The 25,356-nt window shown below is 66.0% G+C and carries 24 protein-coding genes, 1 tRNA gene and 1 pseudogene; 18 read left to right on the top strand and 8 right to left on the bottom strand.

Annotated elements, in window-relative coordinates:
• Both KVS71_RS16990 and KVS71_RS16985 read left to right on the top strand, forming a co-directional pair.
• The coding region (locus KVS71_RS16990) for a heme-binding protein (protein WP_217585094.1) at positions 1-351 on the top strand (351 nt) is incomplete at its 5' end.
• A 320-nt stretch (positions 352-671) separates the two neighbouring features.
• Positions 672-1,613 (top strand): helix-turn-helix domain-containing protein, encoded by a 942-nt coding sequence (locus KVS71_RS16985; RefSeq protein ID WP_217585093.1) that lies wholly within the window; start codon positions 672-674, stop codon positions 1,611-1,613.
• A 557-nt stretch (positions 1,614-2,170) separates the two neighbouring features.
• On the opposite strand, the gene KVS71_RS16980 is transcribed toward KVS71_RS16985, so the two are convergent.
• Positions 2,171-2,431 (bottom strand): transposase, encoded by a 261-nt coding sequence (locus KVS71_RS16980; RefSeq protein ID WP_126892901.1) that lies wholly within the window; start codon positions 2,429-2,431, stop codon positions 2,171-2,173.
• 154 nt (positions 2,432-2,585) lie between these two features.
• Positions 2,586-5,252 carry an excinuclease ABC subunit UvrA gene (locus KVS71_RS16975; RefSeq protein ID WP_105950103.1) on the bottom strand — a complete coding sequence of 889 codons (2,667 nt, stop codon included), beginning with the start codon at positions 5,250-5,252 and terminating at the stop codon, positions 2,586-2,588.
• Positions 5,253-5,277: 25 nt separating this feature from the next.
• Here KVS71_RS16975 and KVS71_RS20480 point away from each other — a divergent pair, with 25 nt between their 5' ends.
• Positions 5,278-5,517 carry a hypothetical protein gene (locus KVS71_RS20480; RefSeq protein ID WP_158698553.1) on the top strand — a complete coding sequence of 80 codons (240 nt, stop codon included), beginning with the start codon at positions 5,278-5,280 and terminating at the stop codon, positions 5,515-5,517.
• Between the two features lie 130 nt (positions 5,518-5,647).
• Here KVS71_RS20480 and KVS71_RS16965 read toward each other — a convergent pair whose 3' ends face one another.
• Together KVS71_RS16965 and KVS71_RS16960 are read right to left on the bottom strand one after the other, a co-directional pair.
• Positions 5,648-5,947, bottom strand: coding sequence for a hypothetical protein (locus tag KVS71_RS16965; RefSeq protein ID WP_105950104.1), 300 nt, complete (start codon positions 5,945-5,947; stop codon positions 5,648-5,650).
• A 246-nt stretch (positions 5,948-6,193) separates the two neighbouring features.
• On the bottom strand, positions 6,194-6,793 hold the full coding sequence (locus tag KVS71_RS16960; RefSeq protein WP_105950105.1) for a hypothetical protein: 600 nt from the start codon (positions 6,791-6,793) through the stop codon (positions 6,194-6,196).
• A gap of 273 nt (positions 6,794-7,066) precedes the next feature.
• Here KVS71_RS16960 and KVS71_RS16955 point away from each other — a divergent pair, with 273 nt between their 5' ends.
• The 6 genes and pseudogenes from KVS71_RS16955 to KVS71_RS16935 all read left to right on the top strand — a co-directional run bounded on the left by KVS71_RS16955 (position 7,067) and on the right by KVS71_RS16935 (position 12,650).
• On the top strand, positions 7,067-8,038 hold the full coding sequence (locus tag KVS71_RS16955; RefSeq protein ID WP_234024131.1) for a metallophosphoesterase: 972 nt from the start codon (positions 7,067-7,069) through the stop codon (positions 8,036-8,038).
• A 751-nt stretch (positions 8,039-8,789) separates the two neighbouring features.
• Positions 8,790-8,920, top strand: a pseudogene (locus KVS71_RS20080) (IS3 family transposase); the annotation flags it as partial.
• A 249-nt stretch (positions 8,921-9,169) separates the two neighbouring features.
• Complete coding sequence (locus KVS71_RS16950; RefSeq protein WP_105950107.1) at positions 9,170-9,898, top strand: VIT family protein; 729 nt, start codon at positions 9,170-9,172, stop codon at positions 9,896-9,898.
• 73 nt (positions 9,899-9,971) lie between these two features.
• A complete protein-coding gene (locus tag KVS71_RS16945; protein ID WP_105950108.1) occupies positions 9,972-11,381 on the top strand; it encodes a ferric reductase-like transmembrane domain-containing protein in 1,410 nt (469 codons plus the stop codon).
• Between the two features lie 19 nt (positions 11,382-11,400).
• Positions 11,401-11,856, top strand: a complete 456-nt coding sequence (locus KVS71_RS16940) for an FMN-binding protein (RefSeq protein WP_105950109.1) — start codon at positions 11,401-11,403, stop codon at positions 11,854-11,856.
• Positions 11,853-12,650, top strand: a complete 798-nt coding sequence (locus KVS71_RS16935) for an FAD:protein FMN transferase (RefSeq protein WP_105950110.1) — start codon at positions 11,853-11,855, stop codon at positions 12,648-12,650. The genes KVS71_RS16940 and KVS71_RS16935 overlap by 4 nt, the downstream gene beginning before the upstream one ends.
• Here KVS71_RS16935 and KVS71_RS16930 read toward each other — a convergent pair.
• From KVS71_RS16930 to KVS71_RS16920, 3 genes are all read right to left on the bottom strand, one after another.
• Complete coding sequence (locus tag KVS71_RS16930; protein WP_105950111.1) at positions 12,622-13,605, bottom strand: sensor histidine kinase KdpD; 984 nt, start codon at positions 13,603-13,605, stop codon at positions 12,622-12,624. The two genes, KVS71_RS16935 and KVS71_RS16930, sit on opposite strands and share 29 nt — an antisense overlap.
• A complete protein-coding gene (locus KVS71_RS16925; protein ID WP_105950112.1) occupies positions 13,602-14,276 on the bottom strand; it encodes a response regulator transcription factor in 675 nt (224 codons plus the stop codon). The genes KVS71_RS16930 and KVS71_RS16925 overlap by 4 nt, the downstream gene beginning before the upstream one ends.
• Before the next feature lie 100 nt (positions 14,277-14,376).
• Positions 14,377-15,627 carry a sodium:proton exchanger gene (locus KVS71_RS16920; RefSeq protein ID WP_199787652.1) on the bottom strand — a complete coding sequence of 417 codons (1,251 nt, stop codon included), beginning with the start codon at positions 15,625-15,627 and terminating at the stop codon, positions 14,377-14,379.
• A gap of 1,300 nt (positions 15,628-16,927) precedes the next feature.
• On the opposite strand from KVS71_RS16920, the gene KVS71_RS16915 reads away from it, so the two are divergent.
• The 4 genes from KVS71_RS16915 to KVS71_RS16900 all read left to right on the top strand — a co-directional run bounded on the left by KVS71_RS16915 (position 16,928) and on the right by KVS71_RS16900 (position 21,189).
• Positions 16,928-17,245, top strand: coding sequence for a hypothetical protein (locus KVS71_RS16915; RefSeq protein ID WP_105950114.1), 318 nt, complete (start codon positions 16,928-16,930; stop codon positions 17,243-17,245).
• Between the two features lie 13 nt (positions 17,246-17,258).
• Complete coding sequence (locus tag KVS71_RS16910) at positions 17,259-18,179, top strand: hypothetical protein (protein WP_105950115.1); 921 nt, start codon at positions 17,259-17,261, stop codon at positions 18,177-18,179.
• A 74-nt stretch (positions 18,180-18,253) separates the two neighbouring features.
• The gene (locus tag KVS71_RS16905; RefSeq protein WP_105950116.1) at positions 18,254-19,246 is read left to right on the top strand and encodes a tyrosine-type recombinase/integrase; all 993 of its coding nucleotides are present in this window, start codon (positions 18,254-18,256) and stop codon (positions 19,244-19,246) included.
• Entirely contained in the window at positions 19,243-21,189 is a 1,947-nt protein-coding gene (locus tag KVS71_RS16900; protein WP_105950117.1) for a hypothetical protein, read from the top strand. The genes KVS71_RS16905 and KVS71_RS16900 overlap by 4 nt, the downstream gene beginning before the upstream one ends.
• A gap of 243 nt (positions 21,190-21,432) precedes the next feature.
• Here the strand turns inward: KVS71_RS16900 and KVS71_RS16895 are convergent.
• Positions 21,433-21,509 (bottom strand) — tRNA-Pro (locus KVS71_RS16895).
• 108 nt (positions 21,510-21,617) lie between these two features.
• On the opposite strand from KVS71_RS16895, the gene KVS71_RS16890 reads away from it, so the two are divergent.
• The 5 genes from KVS71_RS16890 (at position 21,618) to KVS71_RS16870 (ending at position 25,286) form a co-directional block, all read left to right on the top strand.
• Complete coding sequence (locus tag KVS71_RS16890; RefSeq protein WP_217585092.1) at positions 21,618-22,226, top strand: GNAT family N-acetyltransferase; 609 nt, start codon at positions 21,618-21,620, stop codon at positions 22,224-22,226.
• Complete coding sequence (locus KVS71_RS16885) at positions 22,223-22,678, top strand: hypothetical protein (protein WP_217585091.1); 456 nt, start codon at positions 22,223-22,225, stop codon at positions 22,676-22,678. Before KVS71_RS16890 ends, KVS71_RS16885 begins: the two co-directional genes overlap by 4 nt.
• Positions 22,679-22,740: 62 nt before the next feature.
• On the top strand, positions 22,741-23,409 hold the full coding sequence (locus KVS71_RS16880; protein ID WP_217585090.1) for a lysoplasmalogenase family protein: 669 nt from the start codon (positions 22,741-22,743) through the stop codon (positions 23,407-23,409).
• Complete coding sequence (locus tag KVS71_RS16875; RefSeq protein WP_025105136.1) at positions 23,409-23,783, top strand: RNA-binding S4 domain-containing protein; 375 nt, start codon at positions 23,409-23,411, stop codon at positions 23,781-23,783. The genes KVS71_RS16880 and KVS71_RS16875 overlap by 1 nt, the downstream gene beginning before the upstream one ends.
• Positions 23,784-23,822: 39 nt before the next feature.
• A complete protein-coding gene (locus KVS71_RS16870; RefSeq protein ID WP_217585089.1) occupies positions 23,823-25,286 on the top strand; it encodes an HNH endonuclease signature motif containing protein in 1,464 nt (487 codons plus the stop codon).
• The last annotated feature ends 70 nt before the right edge of the window (positions 25,287-25,356 follow it).

Below are 25,356 nucleotides of genomic sequence, written 5' to 3'. Positions count from 1 at the left end.
GCGCGCGCTGCGGAGATCGGACGGCCCCAGGACATGGCCGTCGTGGACGCCGGTGGCACCCTCAAGGCACACGTGCGGATGGGTACTGCGAACATCGGCAGCATCCACTTCGCCACCAACAAGGCGTACACGTCCATCGCTTTCCAGACCCAGACCAAGGACCTCACCGAGGCAACGCGCCCGACAGGCGACCTGTACGGACTCAACGACGCTCACGGTGGCCGTATCGTCGTGTTCCCCGGGGGCATTCCGCTCGTCCGCGACGGCGTCATCGTCGGAGCCATCGGAGTGTCCACCGGTAGCATCGAGGAAGACCAGACGGTGGCTGAGGCCGGAGCCGCCGCACTCTGACTTCGGACCGCACGAGCTGGCGCCGATCCCTGTTGAGCGGTGTCCGATCTCACGAGAACCTCAACTCCACCCAGCCGTCAGCACAAGACGGCCAGCAACGCTAGTCAATCGGGGTAGCGACGGTCGCCTCCCACAGCTCGCCAGCCGGGAGTACGGCGTCTTCCAACGGTGCCGCCCGCACGCCCACGAACCCCGCGCCTGCATCGACACCGACTAGCCCGAGTCGATGTCCGCATGGGGTCGCGGAACACCCGCGAACCCATGCGGAGCGAGGGCCGGTGGGGAGTGGCGTATACGGCAGTATTGCTATTGTTTACGTCATGCGTATTGGACTGATCGCGATCGACGGCTGCTTCGGTTCGGCTATCGCGTCGATCATCGACATCGTGCGGGTGGCCGAGGGTGCCCGCGGCGATGTCGACCCGCGGATCGACCCGATCGAACTCGCCATCCTCGGACCGAAACGGCGAGTGACCACGACGGCATCGATGACCCTGTCGGTGGACCACCCGCTGTCGGAGTCCGGAGAGTTCGACGTGGTCGTTGTCCCTGCGCTTGGAACCCTTACGGCCGCCGCTACCAACGACGTCCTCCAGAGCCGAGATGCTCGTTCGGTCATCGCCTCGCTCGGGCGCCTCGACGAGGCGACCACCCGGATCGCCGCGGCGTGCACCGGCGTGTTCGCTGTCGCCGAGACCGGACGGATGCATCATCGGCGGGCGACGACCAGCTGGTTCCTGGGGCCGGAGTTCCTGAAGCGCTATCCGACCGTCGCCCTCGATCTCGACACCATGGTCGTGACCGACGGGAACCTCGTCACCGCCGGCGCCGCGTTCGCCCACATCGACCTCGCGCTCTCACTCGTGCGATCGATCAGCCCCGACCTGGCCCAACATGTCGCCAAGCTCCTCATCATCGACGAGCGCCCGTCGCAGGCGGCCTTCGTCGCTTACGAACATCTCCGGCACGAGGACTCGATCGTCGTCGAGTTCGAACGCTTCGTGCGCGCCCGCCTGGACGAACCGTTCAACGTCACCTCCGTCGCGCAGTCGCTCGGCACCAACCGGCGCACCCTCGAAAGACGAGTCCGTGCGGCGCTCAACCTGACTCCGCTCGGCTTCGTCCAACGGCTTCGCATCGAACGAGCTCGGCACCTCTCAGCAACCACGGACCTCACCTCCGCCGAGATCGCGCTACGAGTCGGCTACGCGAACGCCGAGACTCTGCGCTCCCTCCTGCGTAGGGAGCGACACCGTTCCTGACCTATCGCCATGCCTGTAGCCGGTGTGCCAGTGCTCGACTGGAATCACCTCTCAGCACGTCGCGTCGACGCTCCTGCGTCGCCCCCTGAACGACCCACTCGACACGCCCGCAGCACAGGCCATGTGACGTGTCCCGGCTTCCCGGACGGTCGGAGTTGGGTGGCTGCGATGTCGCTGCGTTCTCGTCGAGAGCATCAGCAGACCCGATCAGAGTCGATTGGGATAGGACGCGAAGGCGGTCAGGTCAGGGCGGCCGAAGCCGGCCGGCGGGGTAGCGTCGGACACGTCGAGGTCTTTCGGATGGATGGCGTAGGAACCTCCATCGTCGGGAGACCTCGACGTCTATCCCGGGACCGCCACGCCAACGCCAACTACACCCTCATCTGGGAAGAGCCCGTTTACGGCACCTTCACCGGGCATTTTTGCGGGACAGTCTTACGGGAATCGAAGGCTTAGGTAGTTGCTGGGTTCTGGTCGTTCACCCGGATGGTCCGCACCTGTACCGGTGGACGACCGGCTATCGGGACAGCGGAAGCGGTGTGCGCGGGGCAGACCCGTCAGGAGCGGTCGAGTTCCTTCGCGAAGAACACGCTCGCGGCCTTGAAGACTTCGTTCGCCTTGCGCAGCTCAGCGTTCTCACCCCGCAGGCGCTTGTTTTCCTCGGCAACATCGGTGGGCACACCGGGACGCTGCCCGCCGTCGACTTCGCGACGGCGATGCCACACCCGCAACGTCTCCGCGCTCATACCAAGAAGCCCAGCGACATGGCGCACCGCGGTTATGAGATTCGGATGCGAGGGCTTCGCCTCGTCCAGCATCCGCAACGCCTTCTCCCGCATCTCGGGCGACTACTTCTGATTCATCAATTCCATCCTTGCTTGAAGAACGGAACGGAACGAAACCCAGAGCGATTCACCTTACCCGGCCAACGACGCACCCTCGACGTCTACACCCCCATCTGCAAAGAGCCGGTTATGCCCCTGACGTCAGCGTCGCGGCCTCGGCGAGGGCGGCGGCGAGATACGGTGCTGAAGCGCTGTTTCTCGACGCGGCGACCTCTGCTGGCGTTCCGGACGCGACCACTGTGCCGCCGTCGTCACCGGCTCCCGGCCCGAGATCGATGACGTAGTCGGCTGCGCCGACCACCCGCATGTCGAGTTCCACCATCACGACCGTGTTGCCCGCATCGACGAGAGTCTGAAGGTGGGTAACTAGACGGTCTGCGTCGGCACAGTGCAATCCGGAGGTCGGCTCATCGAGCACATACAGAGTGTCGCCGCGCTGCGCTCGTTGCAGTTCGGTGGCCAGCTTCACACGCTGCGCCTCCCCACCGGAGAGCTCTGTGGCCGGCTGTCCCAAGCGCAGATAACCGAGCCCGACATCAACCAGCGAGGTGAGTGAGCGCATCACGTCGTACTCGCCGGCGAAGAACTCGTGAGCCTCTTCGACGCTCATCGCGAGGATTTCCGCGATGTTGCGCCCTCGCCAGGTGATCTCCAGGGTGCTCGATTGATAGCGGGTGCCATGGCAGTCGGGACACACGGTGTAGACCGAGGGCAGGAAGAGCAGCTCGACCATCACGGAGCCTTCACCCTCACAGGTCGGGCAACGGCCGCCTGCGACATTGAAGGAGAACCGACCGGGCTTGTATCCGCGTGTCCGAGCTTCCGGCGTCTCGGCGAACCGGCGCCGCACATGATCGAAGAGTCCTGTGTAGGTCGCGACGTTGGAGCGGGGCGTGCGGCCGATGGGTTTCTGGTCGATGCTCACCACACGCCGGACCGTCGTGAGGTCGCCCTCGACCGACCCTCCGAGTTCATCGGACTCGTCAGTGAGGAGCAGGGTGTCGGCCTCTGCGTTGTCCTCCTCGATGCGACGGGTGTCTCCTTGCCTGGCGCCGATGAGGGCTGGCAGGACTTGACTGACAAGGCTGGACTTCCCCGACCCTGACACGCCAGTGACAGCCGTGAGCGTTCCGAGCGGTAGCGCCACAGATACGTCCCGCAGGTTGTTGCGGGTGACGTGCTCCAGCTGCAACCAGTCGTGGGCGGCACGGGGCTGGTGCGGTGGGAGGCCGCTGCCTCCGAAGATGTATCCGCGCGTCACCGACTCGTCGACCTCCGCGAGCCCGTCCGTGGGGCCGCTGTAGATCACGCGCCCGCCGCGTTCCCCGGCTCCGGGGCCGATGTCGACGAGCCAGTCCGCGTGCCGCATGACGTCGACGGAGTGTTCCACGACGAAGAGGCTGTTGCCGCGCTGCTTGAGGCCGTCGAGGATACCCAGCAGCGCGGTGACGTCGTGCGGATGGAGACCGGCTGACGGTTCGTCGAGGACGTAGACGACACCGAACAGTTCCGACGTGAGTTGCGTGGCGAGTCGAAGTCGTTGCAGTTCCCCCCCGGACAGTGTCGGCGTCGTACGGCTCAGCGAGAGGTAGCCGAGTCCGAGGTCGATGATGGGGCGCAGGCGGTCCAGCAGCTCGGCACCGAGGCGGGCTGCCGCGGCGCGCTTCTCGGCGGACCGATTCGGCGTGCGACGGACATCGGGTGCAGCGGAGTGCGCAGACCCGCCTGCAGCGACGCGTTGTGCGACGGCCTCGCGCCTGGTCTCGACGTCTATCGTTGCGCCGGAGGTCTCGTCCTCGAGGTCGGATTCGGCGACGACGGGCACGAGAAGTTCTGCCAATTCACGCAGTGGCAAGGCTGAGAAGTCGGCGATGTCCAGTCCTTCGAACGTGACCGTCAGCGCTTCGGGCTTGAGCTTCTTCCCCTGGCACACCGGGCACACCGCTGCGCTCATGAACTGGGCTACGCGGCGCTTCATCGACGCGCTCTTCGTGTTTGCGAAAGTGTCGAGCACGTATCGTCGCGCGCCGACGAACGTGCCTGAGTAGCTCGGTTCGATCCCCGCTTGGATCGCCCGTCGAGCCTCAGCGAGCGTGAGTCGCGAGTGAACCGGGACGAACGGAGTCTCGTCGGTGTAGAGGATCCAGTCCCGATCCTTCTTCGGCAGATCTTTCCACGGCACATCCACGTCATAGCCGAGCGCGACCAGCACATCGCGCAGCTGGTGGCCGTGCCAGGCGGTCGGCCACGATGCGATGGCGCGTTCCCGGATGGTGAGTGAAGGATCGGGGACCATCCGCTCCTCGGTCACCGCGTACACTCTGCCAATGCCGTGGCACTCGGGGCACGCGCCCTGCACGGTGTTCGCGGAGAAGTCCTCGGCGTAGAGCATCGGCTGACCATCTGGGTATGCACCTGCTCGCGAATAGAGCATCCGAACCACACTCGACAGCGTGGTGATGCTGCCTACAGAGGAGCGCGCGCTGCGCCCTCCGCGCTGCTGCTGCAAGGCGACTGCGGGCGGCATCCCAGTGATGGAGTCGACGTCGGGGACACCCGCCTGGTCGATCAGTCGCCGCGCGTACGGGGCAACTGACTCTAAGTAGCGCCGCTGCGACTCCGCGTACAACGTGCCGAAAGCCAAGGAGGACTTCCCGGATCCGGACACGCCCGTGAACACGACCATCGCGTCACGCGGAACCGTGAGATCGACGTCCTTGAGGTTGTGTTCCCGGGCACCACGCACCCGGACATCGGGCTGGACGTGGGGGGACGCTGAGGAAAGGTGATCCATTTCGGAACTGTACCAAGCGGCTCTCGTGGTAAGCAGGTTCATCGACCGTGGGAGGCAAGATGATGCGGCTGTCTACCGGCTCTTCAAGGTTCGTGGTGAAGGGCGCTTCGTCGGCATCGTCTTTACCAACACGTTCGAGGATTCCCTCCCCTCTACGGGAGCAGATGGGGCAACAGCGATACTCGCGCTGCTTCTTGGTCTCGGCATCCTTGGCGGGGGCGCCTGGCTGGTGACGACAAGTAGGAGGAGACGTCTCACGCGATGAAGAACCTCCCCACCGTCGCCGCCGGACGGAGATCACCGCGGTAGGTCCCTGTCGTCGATCTCACGCCAACCGCATCCGGCTCACTAGGTGGGCGTCTGTCCTGAATGCTCCTTGTAGAACCTCCGGGTTATCACTCAGTTACCGCAGCCCTACACCGAAAATCGACGACGATGGCGATCCTTGCTGGCGTCAAGAGCCACAAAACACATCGCGGATGTTCGACGTGCGGCGGACTCCTCCGCTCCTTGACTTTGTCGATGGCCACGGCACTGAGAATCAGTGCAGGCACGCCAAGCACGCTCCGCATGCTGCCCTGGAGCAGCACCACGTTCAGCTTGGGCGCGAGCTCCAGCAGCCGCAGGATTGTCTGGACACCGGCGTCCAGTTGGGCGATGTTCGGTGCCCGGTTGATGTACCAGGAACTCGGCACACTTGTGCATGCACGAGGAACCCGGGAAGTTCGTCGTCAGTCTTATGAATCTGGCGCTGCCGCACGCCGCACGCCGCACGGGCATGGTCATGGAGTTCACAGACGTACACGCTCCGAGCGTCACCCGCACACCACGAATCAACCTTTAGCAACACGCTCTAGTGGCGGTGGCTAATGGGCCCGAGATGGTCGACACGCCGGAGACGAGGCCGCGTAGAGCTGGGCGACAAGCAGCCGACTACCGGGTCAGAAGGCGACTTCGCCCGCCGGGGTAGCGCCGGCACCCTTTCCGCTCTCCTCCAGGTACCGTGCGTAATCCTCTTCGGGGTCGTACCGGTTCGGGTGGCCGTCGCCCCACAGTTCGTACTTCGTCTCGATCCTGCCGGGCGGGAATGAAGGCCAGCTCCAGTCTTCGCCGCGTGCGTGTGCCCACACCGCAGTTTCCAAGGCGGCGCGCGCGAAGTCGATGGCGGCGAGGACCGAGTCTACGAAGGCACTCCAGCGGTCTCGGTTCGAAGTGGGCCAGCCCCCGGATTCTTCGTCCCAGGAGCGATCTCGGTCTGTGTAGGAGATGCGCTGCGTCGAGAAGGTGGCGAGCTGCGACGCCCAGTCGGCCGGCAATCCCCGGGGAATGCGGAAGTGGATGGTTGCGTACTCGTCCGTCTCGTTGGTAAGTACGCGAACGCCGTAGCCGTCCCAGGTACCGATGACATAGCGAGTGCATGCGAGATGCGAGTAAAGAGGCGACGGGTCGATGTCTCGCACGTACTCGTCAGTGGTGGGGCGGGGGAAGTCCGGCAGTTCGATGTCTGACTGCGGCGTAGTCGAGGCGTGGATGTTAGTCATAAGCAGCTTTCTCTGAGTGGTTTGGACGCCTCCCTATGCGCGACAACATCGAGCCGGCAAGGCTCAGCTGTAGGTCGTCAAGCACGCGTGTTGAGACACCCGCGTTGGACAGAGCTCGCGTCGAGAATCGCCGAACGGAGGACAACGCTCCATGCGAACAGACCCGACGCATGTTTGCTTGAGATGCTTGCAGGATCGCCCGGTGCACGGCCGTGGTGCTCGCCGCTGAACGGAGTCGGGATGAGATTGTCTGAACACACAGAAAGGATCTCTTTGCCCGATCGGCGCGTCGCGGTGTGCGGCGACTGGCACGGCAATGCAGATTGGGCTCGTGTGGTCGCCCGGGCACTCCCGTCGCTGGCACCCGATGTGACGACGCTGCTGCACCTAGGGGATTGGCAGATGTCGCCGCGCGAGGTCGACGCGATCTTCGCCGACACGAACATCGACCGCTTCTACGTGGTCCTCGGGAATCACGACGACTACGGTCAGATCACTCCGCTGCTCGATCGACATCCCGGGGAAGCCGTAAGGGTATCCGAGCTCACCTGGATCCTCCCACGGCCAGCCCGCCTCACCATCGGCGGACGCTCTGTTCTGGCGCTTGGCGGCGCCGCGTCCGTCGATCGCGAGTCCCGCCAAGAAGGGCGGACCTGGTGGCCAGATGAGACGATCACCGATGACCACGTCGCGACAGCTGTCGCCGGTGGGCGGGCGGATCTGATGCTTACCCACGAGTCGCCGGCCAACAACCCCGTCCGCGCCGTTCGCCAGGTCTTGCGCACAAACCCGCACCGGTTTCCGAGGATGGCACTCGAGGCTTCCGCAGCATCACGCGCGCGCGTGAGCGAAGTCTGGGACGCTGTGCACCCGGAGCTTCTCATTCACGGGCACATGCATATCGCAGGAGGCGGACAGACCGATGATGGACGGCGGGTCGCTAGCCTCGGACGCGACGGCCACGAGTGGAACCTCGGGATCCTCGACATGCAGAACCTTCGGATGGCAACGCCGAGTCTCGCCGTCCTCCGCGGACTGGCGAACGACCAAGCTCCCCGCCTCACTCGTGCGCAGCGAATCAACGGCGCCGCAGAAGCCCTGCACTCGGGTGTCTTGGACGGACTCAAGCCGACGCCTCGTGCCCTCCGTGACGCCCAGGACTACGTCGACGGTGTCCGCAGTCTCGAGGAGATACTCGAAGAGGTCCGCCGCCGCCATACTCGAACCCGCCACGATGAGCCTTGACCGAGGAGAAGCCCCTCGCTTCAGGTGCGACCCTGCGCGGGCTAGCTGCAAGCATTCAGCTAGTCGCAGTCGCCACGCGAACAGCATCGACGCTGTTTCCCTCGACGGACGGCCGCAAGTATGTCTGTCGCTGTGCCAACCGTTTTGGTCAGGCTTATACATCGCGACTGTATAAGCCTGCGCCACGGCTCCCGCCGCATCCACCCTCCCCGCTATACGGCACCGCTGGGTGAGAGGCCATCTCCTGTTGCTTCAGCGGGAGGGCGGGAGCGGCAAGGTTCGAGCAGCGTCGAGCACGCATTCGACGGACCAGCAATCCTCCCTGACGAGTCTCTCTGGAGACGAGTGAACGCCTGGGCGTGAAGGTCTGACGAAAGCTCCAGTGCACGAGCAGCCCATCGCGGGACGAAGGCTATGTTCGCCGTGCTTCAGGCGACGAGGAAGAGCGAGCCGACGCTCGCGGCCGTCGAGATGAGTAGTCCGCCCGCGGCGGTCAAAAAGTCGCGCCGAGTCGAGTTGAGCACTCGTACGCCGCAAGAAGGCTTTGTTGTCGTAGGTAGGACGTGTGAGCCCATGTTCGGCGCAAATCGCGTCCCACTTCTCGTCCCTACCGATGAAGAGAACCATTGACGAGGGGTCGCCGGGAGGTGCGAGTTGTCCTCGAACTCGGCCTTCGCGAGCTCTTCCATCTTGCCGATCCGCGCCTGGGCATGATCGAACTCCTTGCGCGCGCCGATGGGCCCCCGGCAACGACTTCCGCCTCGCCATCGTAACCTGAAGCGAACGGACCTACTACCGGCGCCGTCGACAGCGAGCCCTCGGCAAGTTGCGCCCGTCGAATTCGAAGCCATCATGACCACACAGGCCGCATCCGCGGCCTAACACGAAGAGTCACCAAGACCCTCGGCAGTCCCACGGAGCTTCGATCAGACCGGGAGCTCGTCGTACAGCACAATCCACCCGCGGCTCAACGCTTCGGGACAACGGGGGCTGGCACTGGACGCTCCCCATTGACCTGAAGCTTCAGATCACGCCAGCGTTCCAAAGCGAGCCCAGTTGCGGTTTTGTATTGGATCCGCGATCATCTTGAATCAGTCTGCGAAACCAGTCGAAGGATGCTTAGCTAACGCCATGGACGACAACGCGCCTGAGGGCGCCCACCGCAACGAGCCTCACTCTGGCGATCTCGGTGGGCGATTGAACTGGCTGCGGGCAGGCGTACTTGGCGCCAACGATGGCATCGTTTCGGTTGCGTCGCTCGTCGTGGGCGTCGCCGGGGCGACGACGGATTTCGCGCCTCTGGTGACGGCGGGTATCGCAGGGCTGGTCGGTGGGGCGGTCTCGATGGCGCTGGGCGAGTACGTCTCGGTCAGCAGTCAGAGCGATAGCCAGCGGGCGCTGATCGCGAAAGAACGCCAGGAGCTGGTCGATGATCCCGCTGCGGAGCTCGAAGAGCTCACCGGTATCTACCAGGCGAAGGGGCTCACTCCCGAGACAGCACGCAAGGTCGCGGAAGAACTGACCGCCCACGACGTCCTCACCGCGCACCTGGAAGCAGAGCTCGGAATGACCGAAGACCACGTGGTGAGCCCGTGGGCTGCCGCTGGAGCGTCGGCTCTTGCGTTCACTATCGGTGGGTTGCTCCCGTTGCTGGCGATCTTGCTGCCGCCCGTCGACCTGCGCGTCCCGATCACGTTCATCGTTGTCCTGCTCGCGCTGGCGCTGACGGGGTTCGTGAGCGCGAGGATCGGCGGGAACCCTGCGGTCCGGCCGACGGTTAGGGTCGTGGTCGGCGGGGCGCTCGCTCTCGCCGCGACGTTCGCACTCGGGTCGCTTCTCGGAACGACCGGCGTTGCCTGAGAATCACCTATGACAGCTTCAGGTGCACAGCTTTCTTAAAGCTCTCTCAGAGGGCCGCGTGGACGATGGCGTCATGAGCACCCTCCGCACCGCCTCAACGTTCACGCCGACCTTGCGTGTATCGAAGCCCCGGGTCGCCACTTCGTGGTGGCGGGTCGCCGCACTCTGCGTGATCTGGGCGACGAGCTTGTTCGTCGTCGCACTGTGGGTGGCCGGGGGCGGGGTGACCGCCGTACTCAGTTTCTCTGCGGAGAGCGTGACCACTCTGGGACGGCTCTCCGGGCTTGTCGCAGCGAACCTGTTGCTCTATCAGGTGTTGTTGATGGCGAAGGTTCCGCTGTTCGAGCGGGGGTTTGGGCGTGAGGGGATCACGCGGTTTCATCGACAGGTCGGCTTCTGGTCGTTCTGGTTGATGGGTCTGCACATCCTGCTGCTGGTCATCGGGTACGCTGCGGCGGCGGGTGTGGGACTGTGGGATCAGCTGTGGAGTTTCGTCTGGGATTACCCGGGGATGCTGCTGGCAACTGCGGGAACCGGTCTGCTCGTGATGGTCGTGGTCACCTCGATCCGCCGTGCCCGCCGTCGCCTGCGGTACGAGTCATGGCATCTGCTACACCTGTACGCGTACCTGGGCGTCTTCCTCGCTCTGCCGCACCAGTTATGGACGGGAGCCGACTTCCTCGCATCAACACCGGCCACGATCTACTGGTGGTCGCTGTGGGCTATCGCAGCGGCAGCCGTCATGGTGTTCCGCGTCGTCGCACCGCTTGTCCGTTCCCATCGACACGCTCTCCGCGTCGACACCGTCGCACTCGATGGGGCAGCCGGTGTCACCGTGCGCATGTCCGGTCGGGACCTCCGTGCGCTGAAGGCACGGGCGGGCCAGTTCTTCGTGTGGCGGTTCTTGGATGGGCCAGGATGGATGCGAGGGCACCCTTTCTCCCTCTCGGCCGCTCCGGGCGACACCTACGCGCTTACGGCGCGCCTCGTCGGCGACGGCACGACACGACTCGCGTCGCTGCGTCCGGGCACCCGAGTGTTGGTGGAGGGTCCGTTCGGGGAGATGACCGGAGATCGCCGCAGCGGCCGGAAGCTCCTCATGATCGGTGCGGGAGCCGGAGTGGCCCCGCTCGTCGCGCTTCTCGAGGCGGAGCGATACGAGCCAGGTGACGCGGCCCTGGTCGTCCGGGACAGTGCGGACTCTGACGCTCTACTGCGGGAGCCGATCTCGTCGCTGATCCGTGAGCGCGGAGTGCGCCACTTCCCGCTCACCGGCCCCCGCGCGGGCGGCAACTCCCCGTGGCTGCCGGCCACCCACACCGCCTGGAATGGCCCCGATCTGCTCCGCTACATCGCCCCTGACCCGGACGAGTACGACGTCTACCTGTGCGGCCCCGACGGGTGGATGCGCGCACTACGAGAAGACCTCCAAGGCGCCGGCTTCACCGTCGACCGCATCCACTCCGAATCCTTCACTTCCTGAGCACCGAGGGAGCAACGCCATGAAGAAGATCATCTACGCACTCCTCGCGACACTGAGCGGGATCGTCCTCCTGTTCAGCTACCGCACCTCCCTCGACGCTGTTCCCCCCTCCGACATCGCCAGCCCCGCCAGCAGCACCACCCAGGGCACCAGCGGGTCGGCATCGACCACCACCGCCGGGACTACGACGGGGCTCGCGGACGGGACGTTCACCGGCGACACCACCCACACGCGCTACGGGCCCATCCAGGTGCAGATCACCGTGTCGGGAGGGAAGATCACCGACGCGCAAGCGCTCCAGTATCCCGACAGCAACGGTCGAGACCAACAGATCAACGCACACGCGATCCCGCTGCTGGTCTCCGAGACCGTCCAGGGCCAGAGCGCACACATCCAGATGGTGTCCGGCGCGACCTACACCAGCGACGGATACACGAGCTCGCTGCAGAGCGCTATCGATCAGGCACAACAATGACCACGCCAGACATCCACGTGCACGTGGAGCACATCATGGGCACCGCCATCAGCATCCACATCGTCGACCCGCGTGACGACGCTGCGGTCCGGGATGCGGTGCGGGCGTGCGTCTCGGAGCTCCGCGACATCGACCGCGTGTTCTCGCCCTACCGGGCCGAATCCGACATCAGCCGCATCCGGGCCGGTGACCTCCGCATCCAGGACGCTGACCCGCGCGTGGCAGAGGTCGCTGCCGCGTGCGCCGACTACGAACACGAGACCGGCGGGCTCTTCTCCGCATCTTGGCGGGGCGGGTTCGACCCCACCGGGTACGTCAAGGGGTGGGCGGTGGAACACGCGAGCAGACGACACCTCGCCCCTCTCCTCGTATGGTCACGGGCCGTCGGCATCAACGCCGGAGGAGACCTGCAACTGTTCACCGCACAGGGCTCGGACTGGGTCTGGGACGTGGGAATCGCAGACCCGTGTCGCCCCGGGAGCGTTGTCGCGACGATGCAGGTGACGAATGGTGCTGTGGCCACGTCCGGTCCCGCCGAACGTGGCAGGCACATCATTGATCCACGCACCGGTCACCGCGCGCACGGCATCGCCTCCGTCACCGTCGTCGCCGACACTCTCGCTCACGCAGACGTCTGGGCTACGGCCGCCATCGCCGCAGGCTCCTCCGACACCACCTGGATCGCCGCCTCCCGCACGAGGACCGGGCTGCTCGTCACGGATACTGGAGCCACCACACGGTGGATCGGGTCGACGCCCGTCGAGGTCACCTCGGCGTCGTCGTGGGCAGCGTAAGAAGGAACACTGTCCTTCCCGGGGACGTCGATTCGACGACAACGCTCCCTCCGGCGCGCTGTGCGACATCCCGCACCAGCGAGAGCCCGATCCCGAATCCGCGTCCACGGCCGCTGTCGGGAGAGCGAGCGAACCTCTCGAACACCTGAGCGGGGTCGATACCGGAGATCCCAGCCCCGTGGTCGGTCACACGTATCTCCACCCCGCTCGCCGACCGCCGTGCTGAGAGCTCGACCGAGCCGCCTGCCGGTGAGTGCGCGACCGCGTTATCCAGGAGTGCGACCAGAGCCCGCACGAGGGTCACCGGCAGCACCGGCACGACAGCGTCCACGACGTCGACGTCGATCCTCACAGCCGTGTCGTCCGCCAGGGAGCGGATCGCGGCTGTGGCGCCGCGAGCGGCGTCGGCGAGGACCGCTGATTCTCCGGCGAACGACTGTCCTTCTGCGGCGAGGAGCATGTCGGAGAGGACGTCGCGCATGCGATCCGCGTCTTCTCGCAGCTCGCGCGCCGTCGCGGTCACGTCCTCGCCGCGGTCCAGACGGCGCTGCAGGATCTGGATACGGCTCGTCAACGCCGTCAACGGCGTACGGAGCTCATGGCTCGCATCCGCGACGAACTGTCGTTGCCGCCGCAGAGCATCGCTCAACGGGAGTGCTGCTCGCCGCGCGGCGATACTCGCAACCACGGCCAGCAACAGCACCCCCACCGCACCGAGCAGGACCACGGCGGGCACGAGAACACTGATGTCGACGACGAAATCGTCCCCACCCGCACCCGGGAACCACCCGCCCTCGTGCCTCTCGCCCTCACGGCGCGACGACGACAGCACCACCGCGAGAAGAATCAGCACACCTCCGAGGACGATCACCCCGGACGAGACGCCCACCCAGACCGCGACGACCCGAGCCGCCCGCCGCACCTTCTCCGCATCCGGGTCTCTCTGCGCACTCATGACGGGTTCCCCGCACGATACCCGCGCGCTCTGACCGTCTCGATCATCTCCGGAGTCGTCTTCTTCCGCACATAGTGCACATACGTGTCCACGGAGCTCGCGGAATCACCGGCAGGGAACACCGCCCGGAGGATCTCCTCTCGACTGAACACATGGTCCGGACTCCCGCTGAGCACCTCCAGCAACGCGCTCTCCGTCGCCGTGAGCGTGATCCGGTACCCCGACGGGTCAAAGACCGCCTGTGCTGTCGGGGCGAAACTCCACTCACCGAGCTCGCGCCGCGCCCCACCCGACTGGAAAGCCCGCTGCAATGCGCGCAACCGCGCCAGGAGTTCCTCGTAGTCGAACGGCTTGACGAGATAGTCGTTCGCCCCACCGTCGAGCCCCGTGACCTTGTCGTCCACCGCGCCCAGGGCAGTCAGCATGAGCACCGGGGTCGTGATGTGCGCCGTGCGCACCGCGCGAACAAGATCGACACCGTCCATCCCCGGCAGCCGCCGGTCCACCACCATCAGGTCATACCGGGTACCCAGCGCCAAACGCAGGGCGACCTCGCCGTCGGACGCATGATCGACCCGATACGTCTCCGACAACACCTCGACCGTCATCGCCGCGATCAGTGGATCGTCCTCGACATACAGCACAGACGCGAGCTTCGAGGATCCCACCATGAGGTGATACTGCCACGCGCCACGGGCATCACGCTATGACTCACGACAAGCGCACAACGGAATCGAGCATCTCACTCACACAGCAGATGCCGTGCTCACGTCACTGCCAGGCAGCCGTCGGAGTCTCGCTGAGACGTTCCCGAGTAGGGGTGCGGCGGAACGGTGCCGTGAGAGTGGGCAGGATGTGTGCGCGGTGCGCGATGAGCATCCCCACGGCGATCAGCACCTGGATTGCTGAGAGGATGTAGCGGCCGGTGGTGTCGGTGACGAAGAACTGCACAGCGAAGATCGCTGCGAGGGCGACGGCCGAGCGCCAGTGGAAGCGCAGCGCGATGATGATCGCGACGCCCATGAGGGTCTGTGTGCCGGTGAGGACAAACTCTTCGATCTGGCGGGAGTCGAGTGGCAGGTCGCCTCCTCCGCCTCCGAAGAAGTGCGCGATGGGGAGGGATCCGACGAGCAGGCTCCACTGGTTGACCTTCGAGGCGATGAGGGTGCCGATGGCGGCGGCGCCCATGCCGCGCAGCGCGAAGAGCACGGCGATGATGAACTCGGGAGCCTCGGAGGCGAGTGGGGCGAGCCACTGGACGAGGAAGTAGCTGTCGATGCCGAGCGACGTCCCCGAATCCACGAGCGCGGTAGCGAACGGTTCGGCGCAGGCGAGGATGATCGCGGCCGACACGACGAACATCGAGATGACGGTGACGCGGCGGGCACGCGTCGGCATTCCGGCGATGTCGGCTGCCGCTCCGACGAACTCCTCTTCGCCGTCGTCTTCGACCCGGCTCGCGCGCCATAGGTACAGCACGAATCCGGTGATCAGGACGAGGCCGAACCAGATCGGGATGTTGCCCAGCAGCGGGATCGCGAATGCCAGCACCGCGAGGATGCCGAGGAATCCGACGTCGAGGCGCGCAGTCACGGGAAGGCCCAGACTCGACACCCGGCGCGTGTCGCCACGGCCAAGACCTCGATTGGCGACGATGAGGGCGACGATCACGACCAGCGGCCAGCCGAAGCCGAGCAGCAGCCGGTTGGACCCGGTCATGTTCGCGGCGGCGTACTGGGCGTAGTCGGGGTCCGAACCCGAGCGGAACGCGTAGTACAGGTCGACGGCGTACTCGGGGAGCACGGCGATCAGGGCGAGGATCGCAATCGCGAGGGCGCCGGAGATGTCCTTCTGCGCGGCTTCGGCGGCCCAGGCGAGCAGGAAGCTCGCAGCGACCACCGCGGCACCGAACACGAACAGGTCGACTACGGGGTTCGGGTGGAATGCGAGGATGCGGAACACAACGGCCGGGGCGGCAATCGTCAGGCACAACAGGATGCGGGAGATGAGGGCGCGAGGCATCGCGCTCTCCTTTCGGTCGGGCGCGACCGAAGAGACGACACAGCGGAGCTTCGGCCACACAGAGAGGCCGAAGGTCTCGCTCATCCCGGATCGGGACGGGGCACCGGACGATCTCCGTGAACGTCAGTATGTCGATGCACCCTCAGGCGCTACGGCCCGGAGCTACTCCCCTTCGATACCCCCAGTCTTCCGGCCGGCGAGCTTCGAACATGGCCGAGAGAACGGATTCGGAGCTTTTCGGGAGACCTGAAGCGGAATCGTAAGGCCGAAGCTAAGACACTTCTTATCTTTTCGCTGCGCCGAAAGCATGAGCGAGCGTTTCTCAAGCGCCACAGCCGGCGGCGCAGCCACTCAGAGCAACGGATGGCAGCATGACATGGCCTCGCCCAGACTAGCGATTCGGGGTGCGGGGTCGCCCACGGCAATGACGCCGAGACCCGAATGATAATGCTGGCACTTGACGTTCTCGCGTCTGGTAGACAACCATCCTGCAGCCCGACCACTGCTGGATGCGATCAGGCCAGGATTGCGAAGCGTGCACGAAATTCAGCATGTGGGACCGCTCGGGTGCGGCCGGGGTTATGTTCGGCGCGCTTCTCGAATAAGTCGGAGCAACTTCTGAGTACGAGCACGTTCAAGTCGTCCGTTTCGGAGTCGCAGCAATTGACGGCCGAGCCATCGCGCGAGCACGAACTCTGCCCGATCTGCCGCGTGCAATCGAGGAAGGGTGCGATGCGCTGCGACGAATCGTTCGCATTCTTCGAACCTTTCGTTCCACGCGCGATCCAGGGGATCCCACTCGAAAGCGGGTGAGACGTCGAGTCGAGCGCGCTGGTACGCGTTCAGGCCGCCTTCGAAGCGACGCTGATACCGAGCCCACTCGCCGAGATGGCGTTCCTCGTCCATGAGGGTCGTCCTCGCGCGAGTGTTCTCGCGTGGCGCGCGACCGTGGTGTCGCCAGTGATCTTCGTAGGCATGGAGAGAACGGATCCAGGTCGCTGCGCGGCGCTGAGGTACGACTTGGTCGTCAAGAACCAACGTCACCGCCGCGGCGAACCGGTCGGCGACGGGATCGACGGGCCCCTCCGCCCGTCGTAGTTGTTCAGCTTCTTGGTGGAGTTCTGCAGGGGTCGACGCGCGCACAGGGTCCTTTCATGGGCGAGACGGCTCGCCCAATGGACCTATGCGCGGTGTGCACCCGTCGTCAGACCGCGCCGAGCACACGCGTCGCTGTCGCTGAGTCGGCGGAGTCGCCCTAGACGGCTTCGTAGGGTTGCTGACATTTAAAGGAGGCGTCATCGTGCAGATCGACGACGAGCCGCAGGTCCGGGTGCTCGACGAGATGGACGGCGTCTTCGTCGTGACCACAGATGATGGAGTCGAGTACTGCCTCGACATGAACAACCGACAGGTCACCCGCACGGTAGAAGTGCGCACAGGGGTCCGTACGGTGCTCGACCCAGAATCCGCCGCGCTGGTCGCTGTCGCGACGTGCCGAGTCGGCGTTCCGATGGTGCTCCTCATCGACCGAGACGTCCCCGGAGTGTTGTTCACTCGCCGCACGTCCGCCACGGTGTTGAGCATCAACCAGGTGTCACGAACACCACTCCCGCAGTAGGAACAGCTGGACCATGGCCGATACCAAGGTCGACGATGAGGCCGACGACGGAGCCTTCGCGCCGAAGAAGGCGGCACGGTACTGGACGACGCTGGGGCCGGTCGTGACGGCTGCGGTGAACAAGACGGCGAGTCGGACGGGTCGGGAGGCGCGTTCGCTGTATCCGGTCGCGACGGCGTTCGTGCTGTGGGCGTGGCAGACCAAAGGCCTGGAACTCGACGTCGCACAGATGTTCCGGCGTCGACTGGTCGAAGAGTACGTCCACCGAGGGATGGAATCGTTCACGCGCGGGAGCCGGGCCACGTATCGCTCCGTCCTCCTCACCATCGTCGACACCGTGACCCCACCCTCAGAGGCCCCCTTCCCTATTCCTCGGTCTGATCCCACTCCGCCATACAACTCAGCTGAGATCGCTGCCCTCCGGAGCTGGGCCGGCGCCCAGGGGTCGACTGTCCGCCGTCGTGACGCGGCCGCCCTCCTCGCGATGGGGTTCGGAGCAGGCCTCGCGACCCGTGAACTTCTGTCGGTGCGCACCGGGGACATCGACGTGCGCGGGGACGACGTTCATATCCTGGTATGGTCGGGGCGACCACGGCTCGTCCCGGTTCTCCCTGCATGGCAACCCGCACTCCGAGAAGCGATAGAAGAGCTGGGCGACGACCAGTGGGTATTCCGTATTGGACGCACGGGGGTGCGGTCGGCTCAGGTCACCGACTTTTTACATCGGGGGCACAAGACAGAGCTGGATGTTAGGCCGGCGCGGATGCGGACGACTTGGTTGCTCACCCATCTGCAGGCCCGGACACCTCCGGGGGAACTCCTTCGTATCGCAGGGCTCGAGCACCTTGCGGCGCTGGATAGGATTCGACGGTTCCTTCCGTCGCGGGCACCACTTCCGCCATCGAAGTCCGACTTCGAGCGCTCTCGGGACTAGGCCGGTGCGCTGTGCTGCGGGAAGTGCGACACGCCGTACGCACGCTTTGGCGACTGGCCGCGTACACGGTGGTCATGAACCCAAACCACCGACTCAGCGACAACCTCGACGAGACCGCAGCACTACTCGCATCCCACCCGCAGCTGCCCGAGCTGGCCGCGCCCATCATCGTCAAGTACCGGCCCAACAGCGCCGCCCTGGCTGGCGCCTGGACGGCCACACGCTCCTTCACCGTCGAGACCGCAGCCGCGATGCTGCCGCACTCGTTCGATGTGGCTCGCCGGCTGATGACGATGTCCGCGTCGTTCCACATGTGGGTGTGGGCGCGGACGGGTACAGAGCTGACGATCCGTCGGGTCTACACGCAGAGCAACATCGACCGGTTTCTCGAGACGGTCCATAAGAACCGATCCGCGGGTCACCGGTGGGGCGTATCCCGTCAGCTGGTGAAGATCGGTCGCGAGCTCGCCGACGCCGACCTCATCGCCATCACGGCACCGCACGGCAAGGTCCGCTCCCCGTTCACGACGAAGCAGATCGCGTCGATGCACAGCTGGGCGAACTCGCTCACCACCGTGAAGAAGCGCCAGAACGCTCAGGCGCTCCTCGGACTGGCCGGCGGCGCTGGACTGACCGCGGCCGAGATCGTCAACGTCCGCGTCGCCGACATCCACCGCGACGGCGACGTCGTCTTCGTCGATGTCGTCGGCAAGCGTGCCCGACGCGTACCTGTGCGACACGCCTGGGCTCGGGTGCTGCTTCGCAGCATCGACGGCCGGGCCGACGCCGACCAGCGTCTGTTTCGTGGACCGCGGATCGCCGAGTACCCGCCCCGCATCATCCAGTCCTTCCTCACTGACCACCCCGCGCCCGTCCGTCCCACCCCGGCAGCGCTTCGTGCGGCGTGGTTGCTGCACCACATCAACAACAACGTGCCGCTGCCCGTGCTCCGTGAAGTGGCCGGGTTCGAGCACTACTCGACCCTCGTTCGGTACTACGAGCACGCGAACGTGCTGGATGTCGCTGACTTCACTGCTCAGCTCGTCGGAGCGGAGGTCGCACGATGACCTCCGTCGACATCGACTACTACCGCGCCTTCGACGACAACGACGACTGCGGCATCACCGAGCGCGAGGTCCTCGGTCGCGGCCGCGACCTCCAGCAGTTCGACGACTCCACTGTGGCCTTGGCGGAAACCCGCGTCCGGCAGTCCGGCATCCTCGAGCAACTCGACCGTTGGGCCGCTGAAGATGCCAAACGCGACGGTATGGGCGGACGACCCGCGATGATCTCCTACCGCGCCCTGCTCACCGCCCTCCTTCTTCTTGCTCAGGAAGGGGCCCCGCTCCACATCCGGCGTGCCGCGTACGTTCTTCAGCACAGGCTCTCCACGAAGTCCAGCGACCTCCTCGACCTGCCCGAGACGCCCACGAGCTTTGCTACCCATGTCGCCACAACGAAGCGCTGGTACACGAACACGATTCGCGCGTTCCACCGAATGAAGACCCTGATGGACCCCTACCCGCAGGAGCTCTACACTGCCAAGACCCACACTCAGATCCAGGAGATCCTTCGCAATCACGACGCAGAGCGCGCGGAGAAGTACAAGGCGCGCCTGGACGAGTACACCCGCCTTTTTATCCGCATGACGTTCATGCTCCAGCCGCGAGAAGTGCGTCGGGCTTCGAAGCAGATGGATCTCTCCTTCGACCAGACCTACATCGGCACACCCACCACCAAGGGGTACAGCCGCAAGCATCTCGCGAGCAAGGTCAAGGCTGAAAAGGGAGCCGATTTCGGCGAGGTCTCCCCTGGCCCCGTGGACGCCTTCGCCGGGTGGCACGTCAAGAGCGGCAAAGCTGAGCGCGTCGACAACCAGAAGGGCGAGGTCGACCAGACCGCACCTGAACGCGGGAAGTCGGGAGACTACGACTGGGGATGGGTGGCGAACCTGGCCGTTCGCGTCGACGCCGAGCAGCCCAGCTCAAAGCGGTTCCCGAGTCTCGTGGTCGCCGCGTCCCTCAGCATCCCGAACATGGAGGTCGCCGAAGAAGCTGCGCACCTCCTCGAAGCCGCAGCGATGCTCGACCTCGCCCCTGGTGTCGCCGACGCTGACAAGCAGTACTGGGCCAACGCCAAGCCCTTCCGACTCCTGAAGCCGGCATTGAAAACCGGCTTCACTCCGTCCACGGACTACCGATCCGACCGCGTCGGCGTCAAGGGTGGCCAGCACGGCGCCTTGTTCGTCGAAGGCGACGCGTACTGCCCGAGCACGCCGAAGCCCCTCCTGAACGCCACTCCGGATCGTCTCGGCGACGTGATCGACGTCGCAACGCATCGAGCCCGAATCGAAGAGCGGAAGGCCTTCCAGCTGCACGTCAAAGACAAGGCGAAGACGCCTGACGGAAAAGTGATGCTGCGCTGCCCGGCCCTCGGCCCCAGTCCGACGGTCACCTGCCCACTCCGCGAGATGATGCTCAGCGCGGCTAAGAAGGCCCGCCCCGAGGTCGAGCCCGAGACCCTGGAAGAAGAGTTCCTCGACACCATCTGCAAGAAGCACTCGGCCGCGTTCGACCTCACTGAGATGCAGGCCCCGCAGCAGGCCTTCGCCTACGGCACCGAAGAGTGGGAGACCTTCCACGACCACGCCCGCAACACCGTCGAGTCCGGAAACCATCAGCTCAAGGCATCAGGCGACGCAGACATCGAAACCGCCGGTCGCCGCCGCGTCCGCGGAATCGCCGCCGCACAGATCCTCGTCACACTCCTCATCGCGGCCCACAACATCCGGAAGATCGCAGCCTTCTTCAGCGACCGAGAGATCGAACGAGCGCGCACGACTCCACGTGTCCACACCATCCGCCGCCGCGACCGCGTCTGGGCCAATCGCTACACGAAGACCACAGGCAACGGCGACCTCAGTATCCCCCGAGGCGGTCGAGCATCGTCGCTGACGAACACACCGCCCGGCCAACCGAGCGAGCTCGCGCTGACACCAATGCGCACCTGAACGGCTCCGTACACTGACGACGCCCGCCGGCGGCACGCCCGGCACGCTCCCCGCTACACCAGGACAATCGAACGCGCCCGAAAACCGGGCGCGTTCGTGTTTTCGTCCCCAGAATCGTGCGGACTCGACCATATGAACTCGAATCCGATCTCGCAGACGCAGAAAAGGGAAGGGCACCTGCTCGAAGCAGGTGCCCTTCCCTTTTCTCTAGCTGTTCTGCAATCAGTATTGCCAACAGCCCAATGGTCGGGCTGACAGGATTTGAACCTGCGACCCCTTGACCCCCAGTCAAGTGCGCTACCAAGCTGCGCCACAGCCCGTTGTTCTGCACTCTCGCGCAGGCAACTCCCCTATCTTAGCCGCACCGGAGGCCCTCTCGCGAACCGAGGCGTTGCGGGGTGTCGGAAGCTGCTTGTACCGTCGCCTGCATGTCGACGATCACGACCGCGCTGGCGACGACCGCCCGCTGGGATGACGTGCAGCACGCGCTCACCGGCGGGGGCGATGGGGCGAGCTGCCAGTGCATCTGGCCGGTGCTGCCGAACAAGGACTGGAATCAGACCACCACCCCTCAGCGCACCGAGATGTTCCGCGCCGAGATCGACGAGGGTCCCCCTCCGGGGCTGGTCGCGTACGTCGACGGCGAGGCCGCGGGCTGGATCCGGATCGGACCGCGCACCCGTCAGGCCCGGATCCCCCGTACCAGCATGATCGCTGCGTCGAGCACCGAGCCATTCGGTGACGAGTCCGTGTGGGCCGTCACCTGCTTCGTCGTCCGCAGGGAGCATCGGGGCACCGGACTCAACGCGGAGCTGCTCGACGCCGCGGTCGCCTTCGCGCGGGAGTCCGGCGCCCGCCTCATCGAGGGCTATCCGGTCGACACCCGTGGCGAGAAGCAGCGCGCGAACGATCTGTACCACGGCACGCTCGGGACGTTCCTGCGCGCGGGCTTCACGGAGAAGGCGGTGATGAAGCCGGGGCGCGTGCTCGTCGCCCTGGACATCGCACCGAACGGGACCGATAGCGTGAAAGCATGAGCGACGCGAACCCCTCCCTCGACGATCCCGACCTCGGACCGCTCCACCGGGCGACCTCCGAGCTAGACGACGGCTCTGTCCTCACCCACGACTGGTTCGTCGGCAGCGTCGAGGTCGACGGCAGCACCTACGAGCTGATGGTCGAGGGCGCGTCGCCGGACGAGGTCGCTCCACTGCTCCCCCGGCTGCGTACGGTCATCGCCGGGCTCCCGGGCCTCCGCCGCATCGCCTCGGATGCCGTGGTCACGGCGTTCAGCACCGGCGATCCGGACCCCAGCGAGCTCGACGAGGCGGCGGACGACCTGGAGCTCGAGACCATCGAGGCCGGAGCCGATGGCACCGTCGTCCTCCACTTCACGGACTCCTGCGGCGAACACTTCCCGGAGGGCTACTGGCCCGCCGTGCACCTCGATGCCGAGGGTGCTGTGGCCACGGTCACCGTCGAGTCCTGAGTCGGGCCGGTCCGATCGACCGCCTTCGAGACGACATGCCCCTCCGGTCATACGATGGAGGGATGCAGCGCCGCACCCTCCCTCCCGCGATCGTGTGGGCGTTCGTCCCCTACGCCGTGGTCTCCGCCTTGCACGTCGTGCTTCTGGCGCTCGGCCACGATCTCGCGGGTCCGACGAAGCTGCTGCTCATGCCGCTGCTCGCGGTACCGGTCCTGGTGACGGCGCGGCGAATCCACCCACCCGTGACGGTGGCTCTGCTCCTCGTCGCCCTGCTCTTCTCCTGGCTGGGCGACGGCGCGGGCGTGCTGTTTCCCGCGGCACCCGAGCTTCCGCTCATGCTCGCCTTCTTCGGTCTCGCGCACATCGCCTACATCATTCTCTTCGCCCGCCACCTCGCGCGCCGCCGGCTGCCGTGGTGGACCGCGGTCTACGCGGTCTGGTGGCTCGCGATGATCCTCGTCCTCGGCCCACACACGGGACCGCTCCTCATCGGCGTCGCGCTGTATGGTCTGCTCCTCGCGGGCACCGCCGCGTTCGCCGCACGATGCCATCCGCTCGTCGCGACGGGCGGCGCGTTCTTCCTGGCGAGCGACACGATCCTCGCTTTTCGGCTCTTTCTTCCGGATGCCCTTTCGGCCTGGAGCAGCCCCGCCGTGATGCTCACGTACACGCTCGGCCAGGGGCTGATCGTGTACGGCGCCCTCGTCTCCCTGCAGCGGAGGCCCGCCTGATGGTCGACAGTGCGCGGGTGGATAGCTGGCTCTGGGCGGTGCGCGTCTACAAGACCCGGTCGGCGGCGACCACCGCATGCCGCGCGGGGCATGTGCGCGTGAACGGCGACAAGGCGAAGGCTGCACAGGCGGTTCGCGTGGGCGATGAGCTCCGGATCCGCATCGCGGGTTTCGACCGGATCCTGATCGTGCGCCAGATCCTCGTCAAGCGCGTCGGAGCGCCGCTGGCCGCCCTCGCCTACGAAGATCGAACGCCGGAACGCGAGCCGCAGGCAGCCCTCGGCGTCCGAGACCGCGGCGCCGGACGACCGACGAAGCGGGAGCGTCGGGACATCGACCGCCTCCGCGGACGAGGCGATATACAACACGACTGAGCCCTTCCTGGATTCGAACATACGTTCTAAAATCGAGGTATGACGAACCCGCCGACCGCACCCCTCGACCTCGAGGAGCGGAGGCGCGTGCGAGACGCCTGGACGGAGACCCGTCGACGCATCGCAGCACTGGAGGCAGAGGCTGCGGAGCTCCTGGTGGCGCAGATCGCTTTCCATGACGAAGACGTGGCCGCGGCCCCACACCACCGTGATGCCATCCACCGCTCGATGGTCGCCGAGTTCGCCACAGCGGCGCATCTTTCCACCGGCACCATGGAGTTCGCGTTCGCCGACGCTCTCGCCCTGAGCACCGCTCTCCCCCGCGTGCGAGAGGCCTTCCACACGGGGTCTCTGAGCTCCGGGCACGTGCGGGAGATCGCGCGGGCGAGCGCCGTCGTGGCCGAGGCCATCCGCAACCGCGTCGTCGCGCCCGAGACGATGGCGCTGTTCGAGACGGCGGTGCTCGTCGTCGCCGAAGCCGAGACCGCGGCGCGCACGCGGGTGCATGCCCGCCGCGTCGCCTCCGCGCTTGTCGGCGAGACGATCACGGAACGACACCGCCGCGCCGCGGACGAGCGCTGCGTCACGGTGCGATCGGTCGACGACGGCCTCGCGGTCCTGACGGCGGTCCTCCCGGAATGGGCGGCGGTGGCGATCGCCGACCGACTGAATCAGCTCACCCGCACCGTCATCCGGGCCCGTGATGCGGCTCCCACGCGTGATGCGGGGACTGCGCATGACGCGGGGTCGGGTTCGGACGAGGCAACGCTTCGCCTGTCCCTGGCGCGTGACGACCTGCTGACTGCTCACAGCGTCGCGACGGATCGCCCGCGCGGCGAGACTCGGTCGGACACGAAGATCTCCAGCGCCGATGGCGACACCTACGCCCTCGACCCCGAGACGGAATCGCTCCCCGCAGACACCCGCACTTGGAGCCAGGTGCAGGCCGACCTTCTGACCGGTCTGCTCCTCACCGCCGATCCGAGCGCCGTCGAGGGCGACGGCCTCACCGGGGTGCGGGGTCGCCTGCAGGTGACCGTGGCGGCGACGACCCTCGTCGGACTCGACGACCGTCCGGCCGAACTGGACGGACACGGCGCTCTGCACCCGGACATCGCGCGAGCTCTGGCCGGTCGCGACGGGGGCTGGACGCGGTTGTTCCTCGATCCGCACGGGCAGGTCATCGAAACGGACGCCTACAGCCCGACCGAGAGCATGCGCCGGTTGCTTCGGGCCCGCGATCAGCACTGCCGGTTCCCGGGGTGTCGCCAGCCGGTACACCGCTGCGACGTCGACCACACCTGGGATCACGCGAAGGGCGGCCCGACCCGCGTCGACAACCTCGCGCACCTCTGCCGCGGACACCACGTGCTGAAACACCCCGATATCCCGGAGCCTCAGCGCTGGACGGTACGACAGCGACCCGGTGGGGTTCTCGAATGGCGAAGTCCCCTCGGCGCCGTCCATACCGATCACGCCCCACGTCGGGTCGCCTTCGTCTGAGCTCGCGGATCATCTCGGCGGCGGGTCATTCGCGCGCGGTGACGCAGGCACGTCGATTAGCGCCACCTCA

It is taken from the genome of Microbacterium sp. GbtcB4 (assembly GCF_019091465.1).
In the GTDB taxonomy this organism is placed as follows: Bacteria; Actinomycetota; Actinomycetes; order Actinomycetales; family Microbacteriaceae; genus Microbacterium; species Microbacterium paraoxydans.
The sequence above is the reverse complement of the archived record's forward strand: the minus strand, read 5'-3'. Positions and strand labels throughout refer to the sequence as shown.